Raw genomic sequence first — 10,008 nt, forward strand, 5'->3', positions numbered from 1 at the left:
CTCCCCGGGCAGGGTCCGTCACGTCGCCCCCGGCCGGCTGCGCGCCCGGGTGAGCCATCGGTACGCGAGATGGACCGCGAGGCCCAGCAGGACCATGACCACCGACGCGACCAGCGCGACCACGTCGAGCGCGTTGCGGACCAGTGAGTCCCAGAAGCCGATGCTCGAAGCGAGGGCGACGGTGTCGGTGTGCCGGGGGTCGTACACCACCGTCACGGTGTCACGGGCCTTGACGGTGCCGGTGACGTAGGCGAGTCGGGTCTCGACGGACGCCCCCTCGGACGTCGTGAACCGCACCCGGCACTCGGAGTTGCCCGCCGGGTTGTCCTGCGGCCCGCTCACCTCCACGCACTCGGTGACGACCGCCGGGACGTGAACGCCGCGACTGCGCAGGGCCGACGTCACCCCCATGTCGTGCGGTATCAGATAGACCAGGCTGAGGACGAACAGCAGGACCCCCAGGCCGATCATCGCGAGCGAACCGTTCCGTACGGTCCGGCCGTGGTCCGGCGCGTTCTCCATCGATCCCCCAGGTGTCAGCCCAGCTGCCCACGTGCGCTCACGCCAGCCGCACCCGCCGACACCGGCGGTGCCCCGCAGACACGAGTCTGAAGACAGGCCCTACGCCCGGACCCGGCGGCGCACCAGCTCCTTGATCTCCTCCGGGAACGCCTCCACCGCCAACAGGCTTGGCAGCAGCTCCGGTTCGGTCGTCACCGCGCGGAACGACCGGGCCACCGTGACGTCGTGGTCCGGGCGGTGCACCACCTCCACCGCGTCCCCGGCGTGCAGCTCGCCCGGTGCGACCACCCGCAGATAGGCGCCCGGCAGGGCCGCCTCGGTGAAGCGCCGGATCCAGCCCTCCCTCGCCAGCCAGCCCTGGAAGGTGCCGCAGGGGATGCGCGCGCAGGACACCTCCAGGACGACGTCCGGGCCGATCCGCCAGCGTTCCCCGATCAGCGCGCCGTTCACGTCCAGGCCGGTGGTGGTCAGGTTCTCGCCGAAGGAGCCGTCGGCCAGTTCCCGGCGCAGCTCGGTCTGCCAGCCGTCCAGGTCCTCCCGGGCGTAGGCGTACACCGCCTGGTCGTCGCCGCCGTGGTGCTTCAGGTCGTACACCCGGTCCCCGGCCAGGGCGACCGCGCCCGTCCCCCGGGGGCCCGGCGCGGCCACCGCGACCGGGCCGTCCACCGGGCGCTTGTCGATGCCGGTGAGCCCGAGGTCCTTCTTCCACGGGTTCGGCCGGGGCCTGCCGACGTTGACGGAGAGCAGTCGCGCCTGTGCGTCCATGCGTCGACCGTACGCCGAACGGGCGCACCTGTACGGCCATCGGGGATCTCTCCGCCCCGGCCCCCGCCCGGTCCGACGGCCGCGGCGGTGTGTCGAGTGGCGGACCACCGTGCGCGAGGAGATGGTGACCGGCAGAGACCCCTCACCAGAAAGGGCGAGCATGCCCGAGGTCACCACCCCGTACGCGACCGGCACCCCGTGCTGGGTCGATCTGATGGCCAAGGACCAGCAGGCCGCACTGGACTTCTACCGCGACCTCCTCGGCTGGCAGGGCCAGGTCGGCGCCAAGGAGTTCGGCGGCTACGCCGTCTGCGAGCTCAACGGAAAGGCCGTGGCCGGCATCGGCTCGACGGCGGCCCCCGAAGGGATGCCGGAGCCGCCGACCGTCTGGACCGGTTACCTGGCCTCCACCGACGCCCAGGCCACCCAGGACGCGATCGTCGCCGCCGGCGGCACCCTGCTCGTCCCGGTCGTGGACGTCGGTTCCCTGGGCCGGATGCTGATCGCCGCCGACCCGCAGGGCGCGGTGTTCGGCGTCTGGCAGCCGGGCGACTTCTTCGGCGTCCAGGTTGTCAACGAGGCCGGCGCGCTGACCTGGAACGAGCTCCACACCAGTGACATCCCGGCCGCCACCGCCTTCTACGGCGAGGCCTTCGGCATCGAGATCGAGCCGATGGACGGCGCGGACTCGTACTGGGAGCTGCGGGTCGGCGGCCGCGCGGTGGGCGGCGCCACCCTGCTCGCCAACGACCCGCCCGGCACCCCGGCGCACTGGCTGAGCTACTTCTCGGTCGACGACGTCGACTCCACCGTGGATGCCCTGGTCAGGGCGGGGGGCACCGTCCTCGCCCCGCCCTTCGACATGGTGGCCGGCCGGATGACCGTGGTCGCCGACCCGCAGGGCGCCCCCTTCGCCATGATCAAGCCCCAGCCGATGTAGGCCGGCTTCCTCCGCCCGCCCGGATTCCCGCCGGGTGGGCGGGGCCGTTCTCCGCCCCCGACCGCCGCGACCGACACCCCCGCCGCAGCCGTCAGCCGTCCAGCTCCGCGAGGAAGTCCAGCGACGCCGCCCAGGCCCGCTCGGCCGCCTCCTCGTCGTAGTCCGGCAGCTCCGGGTCGGTGAACAGGTGCCCGGCGCCCCGGTAGCGGTGCACCTCCACCTCGGCCCCGGCCCGCCGCATCCGCAGGTACCAGGCGTTCAGCCAGTCCTCCGGCTCGAACGGGTCCGGCTCCGCGATGTGCAGCTGCACCGGGATCTCGGTGGCCGCGTCCTCCCGCAGGTCCGAGGTGCCGTGCAGGAGCAGCAGCCCGCGGGCCTTCTCGTCGGCCAGTGCGAGGTTCTGCGCCACCGCGCCGCCGAGCGAGAAGCCGGCGTACACCAGCCCGCCCTCGGACACCGGCGCGGCCGCGGTCACCGCCCGCCGCAGCAGCTCGTCACGGCCGCCGAGCTCCTCCTGGAACTCCTGCGCCTCCTCGACGGACTCGAAGGTCCGCCCGTCGAACAGGTCCGGCGTGTGCACGGTGTGCCCGGCGGCGCGCAGCCGCTCGGCGGCGGCGCGCACGGCGGGGCGCAGCCCGTAGGCGGAGTGGAAGAGGACGATCTGGGCCACGGTTCGGGTCCTTCACCAGCGGGGTCAGCTACCCACCCATGATCCCGCATGCCCCGCCGGTGCCCCACCGCACGCCTACGACACCACGTCCTTGCGCGCGAACCCCCGGAACGCCAGCGCCAGCAGCACCGCCGCGTACGAGAGCGACAGCGAGACGCCCTGCACCATGCCGCCCCATTCCAGCTGCGGTTGCAGGGCGTCCGCCCAGGAGTACTGCCAGTGCGCCGGCAGCCACTCCCGCAGGTCGCCCAGCGCGGTGACGGCGTCCAGCACCCCGGTGATGATCGAGGCGAACACCGCGCCGCCGACGGCGCCCAGGGGCGCGTCCGTCGCGGTGGAGAGCCAGAAGGCGAGCGCCGCGATCACGGTCTCGCTCAGGAGGACGAAGGCCACCGCGATGGCGATCCGGGGCAGCGCCTGCCCGGCCGGCAGGCTGACCCCGGCGGGCAGTTCGAGGTCCCCCCAGCCGTACGCGGCCGTGCCGACGACCAGCCCGATCGCGGGCAGCATCACCACCGCCACCGCCGAGAACGCCAGGCCGACGGCGAACTTGCGGGCCAGCAGCCGGGCCCGGGGCACCGGCGCGGCCAGCAGGTAGCGCAGCGAGGACCAGCTGGCCTCGGAGGCGACGGTGTCCCCGCAGAACAGCGCGACGGGGATGACCAGCATGAAGCCGGTGCCGACGAACAGCATGGTGACCGCGAAGTTGGCCCCCGAGGCGGTGGCCAGCTCGATGAAACTGGTCCGGCCCGGACGGCCCGGGGTGCCGCCGATCTGGAATGCGGCCAGGAGGACGAACGGCATGGCGGCCAGTACCCCGCCGATCACCATCGTGCGGCGCCGGCGCAGCTGCCGCATCGCCTCCACCCGCAGCGGCAGCGTCCGGCTCGCCCGGTACCCCTCGGCGTGGTCCCTCGACCCGACGTGGCCCTCCGGCTCCGTGTGGTCCTTCGTCACGGCACTCACGCTCCACCTCCGATCAACGACAGGAACGCGTCCTCCAGGCGGCGCTGCGGCCCGGCGCTCTCCACCGGTACCTCCAGCCGCACCAGTTCGGCCAGCAGCGCGCTGGCCGCCAGTCCGTCCAGGCGCACCAGGAGGCCGCCGTCGACGGCCTCCACCGAGCCGACCCCGGCGAGCGCGGCGACCTTCTCGACCACCGGCACCGGGTCGTACGGGCCGGCGATGCCGATCATCAGCAGCTCGCCGGCGCCCACGATGTCCCCGACCGGGCCGGCCGTGACCAGCTGCCCGCGGTCCATCACCACCAGGTCCGTACAGCTCTGCTCGACCTCGGACAGCAGGTGGCTCGACACGATCACGGTCCGCCCGCCGGCCGCGTACCGGATCATCACCTCGCGCATCTCACGGATCTGCGGCGGGTCCAGCCCGTTGGTCGGCTCGTCCAGGATCAGCAGGTCCGGCATGCCGAGCATCGCCTGCGCGATCGCCAGCCGCTGCCGCATGCCCTGCGAGTACGTCCGCACCGCGCGGTCCAGCGCCTCGCCGAGCCCGGCGATGGCCAGCGCCTCGTCGAAGCGGGCGTCGGCCTCCGGCCGTCCGGTCGCCTGCCAGTACAGCCGCAGGTTGGCCCGCCCGGTGAGGTGCGGCAGGAAGCCCGCGCCCTCCACGAACGCCCCGACCCGCGAGAGCACGGGCGCGCCGGGCCGCACCAGGTGACCGAAGATCCGGATCTCCCCGGCGTCCGGCCGGATGAGTCCCATCAGCATCCGCAGTGTGGTGGTCTTGCCGGCGCCGTTCGGCCCGAGCAGGCCGAGCACCTGTCCCTGCTCCACCCGGAAGCCCAGCTCCCGTACGGCGTAGCGGTCCTGGGCGCCCTTGTAGCGCTTGCTCAGCCCGCTGATCCGCAGCGGCACCGCGGCCAGCTCCGGGTCGAAGGCGGGCCCGGCGGCCCGGCGGCGGCGCAGCCGCGGCGCCAGCACCAGGGCCGCGGCCACCAGGGCGGCGATCACCGGCAGCAGCCAGGTGCGCGAGGGCAGCGGAGCCGCCTCGGTGACCAGCTCGGCGACGGTCGGCGCGGTGAGCGCCCCGGCCGGTGCCACCCGGTAGGTGGCCGGCTCGACCGGCGAGGCGTAGGCGAGGTCGGTGGCGGCCAGCACCAGTCGCACCCGGTGCCCGGCGGGGAAGGTGTGGTCCACGGTCGGCAGCGCGACCGTGACGGTCTGCCCGGCGTCCGCGCCGGTGACCCGCAGCGGGGCGGCGAGCTGCTGCGGCAGCACCGCCTTGCCGTCCGGCCCGACGTCGTACAGCTTCGCGAACAGGACCGCGTCCGGCCGGTCCGCCGTCACCCGCACCGGCACGGTGGGCTGCCCGGTCAGGTGCAGCGGCGAGTCCAGCGGCGCCGAGTCGAAGGCGGCGTTCTGCCCGGGGAAGTCCAGTGAGAGCCCGGCGCCCAGCGAGGCCGCCTGGCTGAGCGCGCCGACGCCCGGCAGGGTCGAGATCCCGGGCGGCGCGCCGCCGGGAGGGTTGGCGAGGGTCTGCTCGCCGCCCGTCAGCTCGACGGTGCGCGAGCCGGTTCCGCCCAGCCCCGGGTACCGGTCGGCGGTGGCTCCGCGCAGCACGGCCTGGAAGCCGGTCGAGTCGACCCCGCCGGTGCGGGTCACCCGGAAGGCGGCGCCGGTGTCGTTGCCGTCCCCCTTCAGGTAGTGGTCGAACCAGGCCGTCACCCGGTCGTCGACCCGCGCGCTGGTGTCCGTCCCGCCGTCGTGGCCGCCGGCGAACCAGTCCACCGCGACCGGCGCGCCGTTGGCGGCCACCGCCTTGGCGATGCGGTCGCCCTGGTCCAGCGGGAACAGCGAGTCCTGCTGCCCCTGCACCACCAGCGTGGGCGCCTTGAGCTGCGCCGCCACCGAGGACGGGCTGGAGCGCTCCAGCAGCGCGACGGCCTCCGGATCGGCGTGCCCGGCGGTGGCGACCCGGTCGTACATCTGGCAGAGCGAGTCCAGGAACCGCCCGCAGCCGACCGGCCCGTCCGCCGTCGGCTTCGGCCCGCCGCCCTCCCGCGGCGCCCCGCCGGAGGGCCCGAGGTCCCCGGCCGAGCCGGTGGTGAAGAAGATCCCGGCCCACAGCTTCTTGAACACGCCGTCCGCCGCGCCCGAGCCCTGGACGCCCTGGGGGAACAGCGCGTCGGCCAGGTTCCACCAGGTGATCCGGGTGGCGACGGCGTCGATCCGGGGGTCGTAGGCGGAGGCCAGCAGCGAGACCGCGCCGCCGTACGAGGCGCCGGTGATGCCGACCTTCGGGTCGCCGGCGGCGTCCAGTTGCACCTCGGGCCGCTGGGCCAGCCAGTCCACCAGGTGCTTGACGTCCTCGACCTCGCGGTCCGGTGCGTTCAGCCCGATCCTGCCGCCCGAGTGGCCGAAGCCGCGCGCCGACCAGGTCAGTACCGCGTACCCCTGCCGGGCCAGCTGCTCGGCGCGCTCGCGCTCGCCCTCCTTGGAACCGCCGAAGCCGTGCGCCAGGAGCACCGCCGGGCGCGGACCGCCGCCGGTGGTGAAGAAGGAGGTGTCCAGCTGGACCTGCTGGGTGCTGCCGGGCGTCTCCGGCATGCTGAGGAAACGGTCCTCCTGGTGGACCGCCCGCTCACCGCCGGACGCCACCGTCGCGGTGCCGGCCGCGGCCACCGCCACCAGGGCCACCGCCCCGGCCAGCAGCCTGCGTCCGACCGTTGTTCCCCGGGCGCGCCAGCGACGCCATGCCCCACCGAACTCCATGGGCGCTGATCGTATCCGCCGTCCGGGTAGGTGTCCGATAAAGCCGCCACACCCTTTCGCCCGGTTCGCCCCACCGTGCCCGAGTATCGTACGGCGCATGCCCTGGCCGCTGATCTCGCTGCTCGCCACCGTCGCCGCCACCCTGGCGATCGGCTGGATCGTCGACCAGGCCCTCCAGCGGATCGCCGCCCGCAACCCCTCGGCACCGGTCTGGCCGCTGCTGCGCCGCTGCCGGATCCCGCTCCAGCTCTCCGTCGTGTCGGCCCTGCTGCTCGCGGCCAGACCGCTCCAGCGGATCTTCCACCTGAAGGGCGACGCCGGCGCCCAGCACCTGCTCCTGCTGTTCCTGCTCGCCTCGCTGGGCTGGCTCACCGTCCGCGTGGTGGCCGCCCTCCTGGAGGCGCTGCTCAGCCGCTACGAGACCCGCGTCGACGACCCGGCCCGGGTCCAGCGGGTGCGCACCCAGATCGGCATGCTCCGCCGGGTGGCCGGCGCGCTGATCGTCGTGGTCACGGTGGCCGTGATGCTGCTGACCTTCTCCGCCATGCGCACCGTCGGCGCCAGCCTGCTCGCCTCGGCGGGCGTCATCGGCATCGTGGCAGGCATCGCCGCCCAGAGCACCCTGGGCAACTTCTTCGCCGGCCTCCAGATCGCCTTCAGCGACACCGTCCGGATCGGCGACACCGTGGTGGTGGACGGCCAGCAGGGCACCGTCGAGGAAATCACCCTCACCTACCTGGTGGTCCGGCTCTGGGACTACCGTCGGCTGGTCGTCCCGGTCTCGTACTTCGTCAACAAGCCCTTCGAGAACTGGACCCGCCGCGACCCCGGCCTGCTCGCCGCCGTGCTGCTCCACCTCGACCACACCACCCCGATGGAAGAGCTGCGCGCCGTCCTGCGCGCCCGCCTGGACCGGCACCCGCTGTGGGACGGCGACGAGTGGGCCCTGCACGTCACCGACACCACGCCCAGCACCATCGTCGTCCGCGCCACCATGACGGCCCGCACCCCGGATGACGCCGCCCGGCTCCGCTTCGACATCCGCGAACAGCTCATCGCCCACCTGCGCGACGAGCACCCCCACGCCCTCCCCCGCCTGCGCACCACCGAAGGCTGAGCCGCGCCCGCGACCGCGCCGGAAGCAACCACCCCCGCCCCGAAAGCAAGAGTTCCCCGCACCCCGGCCGGGGCACGGGGAACCGCGCGAAGCGAAGGGCGACCAGCGGGAACCCGCCCCCGGAGGTGCGGCGGCGTCCGCCCGGAACGCCTACAGCTACAGCATCCGCGTCATCGTCCGGTGCGGAATGCCCGCGGAGTCGTACACGGGCCCCTCGGCCACGTACCCCAGCCGCTCGTAGAACCCGAGCGCCCGCACCTGCGCGTGCAGCTCGACCTCCACGGCGCCGCGCTCGGCCCCCGCGGCCTCGACCGCCCGTACGAGCACCGCCCCGAGGCCCGTCCCCCGGGCCGCCGCGACGACCGCGAGCCGCCCGAGCAGCACGCGCCCCTCGACACCGCCGGTGAGCTCGCGCGCCTGCTCCCCGAAGATCAGCCGCGCCGTCCCCAGCGCGGCCCCGTCGACCCCGAGGGCCAGCAGGTGCACCGAGGTCGCGTCGTACTCGTCGTACTCCAGCTCCTCCGGCACGTTCTGCTCGACGACGAAGACCTCGCGCCGGACGGCCCGCACGAGCTCCAGGTCCGCCTCCCCCTCGGCGATCCGGACGGTGGCAGCTGCCACCTCAGCTCTCCTCCGCGATGATGTCCAGCGACTTCCTGAGGTCCTCCGGGTACTCGCTGGAGAACTCGACCCACTGCCCGTCCGCCGGGTGCTCGAAGCCGAGCGACACCGCGTGCAGCCACTGCCGGGTCAGGCCCAGCCGCTTGGCCAGCGTCGGGTCGGCGCCGTACGTCAGGTCGCCCACGCAGGGGTGCCGCAGCGCGGACATGTGGACGCGGATCTGGTGGGTGCGCCCGGTCTCCAGCTTGATCGCCAGCAGCGACGCGGCCCGGTACGCCTCGATCAGGTCGTAGTGGGTGACGGACGGCTTGCCGTCCCGGGTGACGGCCCACTTCCAGTCCGAGCTGGGGTGCCGGCCGATCGGCGCGTCCACCGTCCCGCTCATCGGGTCCGGGTGGCCCTGCACCAGGGTGTGGTAGCGCTTCTCGGTGATCCGGTCGTGGAACTGCCGCTTGAGGTCGGTGTAGGCGCGCTCGGACTTGGCGACCACCATCAGCCCGGAGGTGCCGACGTCCAGCCGGTGCACGATGCCCTGGCGCTCGGCGGCGCCCGAGGTGGAGATCCGGTACCCGGCCGCGGCCAGCCCGCCGATCACGGTGGGGCCGGTCCAGCCCGGGCTGGGGTGCGCGGCGACGCCGACCGGCTTGTCGACCAGCACGATGTCCTCGTCGTCGTGAACGATGCGCATGCCCTCGACCGCCTCGGCGACGATCCGCACGGGCGCGGCCGGGGCCGGGATCTCGACCTCCAGCCAGGAGCCGGCGGTCACCCGGTCCGACTTGCCGGCCGCGGCGCCGTCGAGCGTCACCTTGCCGTCGGCGGCCAGCTCGGCGGCCTTGGTCCGGGAGAAGCCGAACATCCGGGCCAGGGCGGCGTCGAGGCGCTCGCCCTCCAGGCCGTCGGGAACGGGGAGGCTGCGGATCTGCGCTGCGGTACTCACCCGTACGAGTATGCCGGAAACGCGGCCCTCCCCCGCCCGCCGGTGGCCGGGGCTACTTCTCGGCCTGCTCCGTCTTCTCCGCCTTGTCGGCCTGCTGGTGGAGCGTCCCGTCCGGGTTGCTGCCCCGGAAGGAGAGCAGCACCACCAGGATTCCGCCGCAGACGATCGCCGAGTCCGCGAGGTTGAAGACCGCGAAGTGCTGGACGGAGATGAAGTCCACCACATGCCCGCGGAAGACGCCGGGCGCGCGGAACAGCCGGTCGGTGAGGTTGCCGAGCGCCCCGCCGAGCAGCAGCCCGAGCGCGATCGCCCAGGGCAGGCTGTACAGGCGGCGCGCGATCCGCCAGATCACCACGATGACGGCGGAGGCGATCATCGTGAAGACGACGGTCAGCGCCTGCCCCATCCCGAAGGCCGCGCCCGAGTTACGGATCACCTGGAAGGTGACCACGTCCCCGATCACCTTGATCGCCGCGTGGTTCTCCAGCCGGGCGACCACCAGCAGCTTGCTGCCCAGGTCGATCAGGAAGGCGAGCACCGCCACGACCAGCAGCACCCCGACCCGGCGCCGGCCCTTGGGGTTCTCGGTCCCCGCGTCGTCCACGGACGCCCCGGTCGGCTCCGCCACGGGCACCTCCACGTCGGGGTGGACGGCGTCTCGCTGCCGCTGATCGTGCTGACCGCGCTGCTCACCTTCCT

At 73.8% G+C, this 10,008-nt stretch carries 10 protein-coding genes; 2 read left to right on the forward strand and 8 right to left on the reverse strand.

Going from position 1 to position 10,008, the window contains the following annotated elements:
* Positions 1 to 18 precede the first annotated feature (18 nt).
* Together ACIQOV_RS12155 and ACIQOV_RS12160 are read right to left on the reverse strand one after the other, a co-directional pair.
* Positions 19 to 522, reverse strand: coding sequence for a DUF3592 domain-containing protein (locus ACIQOV_RS12155; protein WP_401047782.1), 504 nt, complete (start codon positions 520 to 522; stop codon positions 19 to 21).
* 99 nt (positions 523 to 621) lie between these two features.
* Positions 622 to 1,287 (reverse strand): MOSC domain-containing protein, encoded by a 666-nt coding sequence (locus ACIQOV_RS12160; RefSeq protein WP_401047783.1) that lies wholly within the window; start codon positions 1,285 to 1,287, stop codon positions 622 to 624.
* 160 nt (positions 1,288 to 1,447) lie between these two features.
* Here ACIQOV_RS12160 and ACIQOV_RS12165 point away from each other — a divergent pair, with 160 nt between their 5' ends.
* Positions 1,448 to 2,227: a VOC family protein gene (locus ACIQOV_RS12165; protein WP_401047784.1), complete on the forward strand. Its 780-nt coding sequence runs from the start codon at positions 1,448 to 1,450 to the stop codon at positions 2,225 to 2,227.
* A 91-nt stretch (positions 2,228 to 2,318) separates the two neighbouring features.
* Here ACIQOV_RS12165 and ACIQOV_RS12170 read toward each other — a convergent pair whose 3' ends face one another.
* From ACIQOV_RS12170 to ACIQOV_RS12180, 3 genes are all read right to left on the reverse strand, one after another.
* On the reverse strand, positions 2,319 to 2,897 hold the full coding sequence (locus ACIQOV_RS12170; protein ID WP_380548667.1) for a dienelactone hydrolase family protein: 579 nt from the start codon (positions 2,895 to 2,897) through the stop codon (positions 2,319 to 2,321).
* A gap of 75 nt (positions 2,898 to 2,972) precedes the next feature.
* A complete protein-coding gene (locus ACIQOV_RS12175) occupies positions 2,973 to 3,863 on the reverse strand; it encodes an ABC transporter permease (RefSeq protein ID WP_401047787.1) in 891 nt (296 codons plus the stop codon).
* Entirely contained in the window at positions 3,860 to 6,631 is a 2,772-nt protein-coding gene (locus ACIQOV_RS12180) for an alpha/beta fold hydrolase (RefSeq protein WP_401047790.1), read from the reverse strand. Before ACIQOV_RS12180 ends, ACIQOV_RS12175 begins: the two co-directional genes overlap by 4 nt.
* Before the next feature lie 97 nt (positions 6,632 to 6,728).
* Between ACIQOV_RS12180 and ACIQOV_RS12185 the strand changes: the two genes are divergently transcribed.
* Positions 6,729 to 7,748 (forward strand): mechanosensitive ion channel family protein, encoded by a 1,020-nt coding sequence (locus ACIQOV_RS12185; RefSeq protein WP_380548658.1) that lies wholly within the window; start codon positions 6,729 to 6,731, stop codon positions 7,746 to 7,748.
* A 156-nt stretch (positions 7,749 to 7,904) separates the two neighbouring features.
* Here the strand turns inward: ACIQOV_RS12185 and ACIQOV_RS12190 are convergent, their stop codons facing one another.
* Genes ACIQOV_RS12190 through lspA form a run of 3 tightly spaced genes read right to left on the reverse strand, consistent with a single transcriptional unit; the run spans position 7,905 to position 9,949 of the window.
* Positions 7,905 to 8,369 carry a GNAT family N-acetyltransferase gene (locus ACIQOV_RS12190; protein ID WP_401047791.1) on the reverse strand — a complete coding sequence of 155 codons (465 nt, stop codon included), beginning with the start codon at positions 8,367 to 8,369 and terminating at the stop codon, positions 7,905 to 7,907.
* Between the two features lies 1 nt (position 8,370).
* Positions 8,371 to 9,309: an RluA family pseudouridine synthase gene (locus tag ACIQOV_RS12195; RefSeq protein ID WP_401047794.1), complete on the reverse strand. Its 939-nt coding sequence runs from the start codon at positions 9,307 to 9,309 to the stop codon at positions 8,371 to 8,373.
* A 52-nt stretch (positions 9,310 to 9,361) separates the two neighbouring features.
* Positions 9,362 to 9,949: a signal peptidase II gene (gene lspA / locus ACIQOV_RS12200; RefSeq protein ID WP_401047796.1), complete on the reverse strand. Its 588-nt coding sequence runs from the start codon at positions 9,947 to 9,949 to the stop codon at positions 9,362 to 9,364.
* Positions 9,950 to 10,008 lie beyond the last annotated feature (59 nt).

The organism is Kitasatospora sp. NPDC091257 (assembly GCF_044757675.1).
Taxonomy (GTDB): domain Bacteria; phylum Actinomycetota; class Actinomycetes; order Streptomycetales; family Streptomycetaceae; genus Kitasatospora; species Kitasatospora lactacystinica.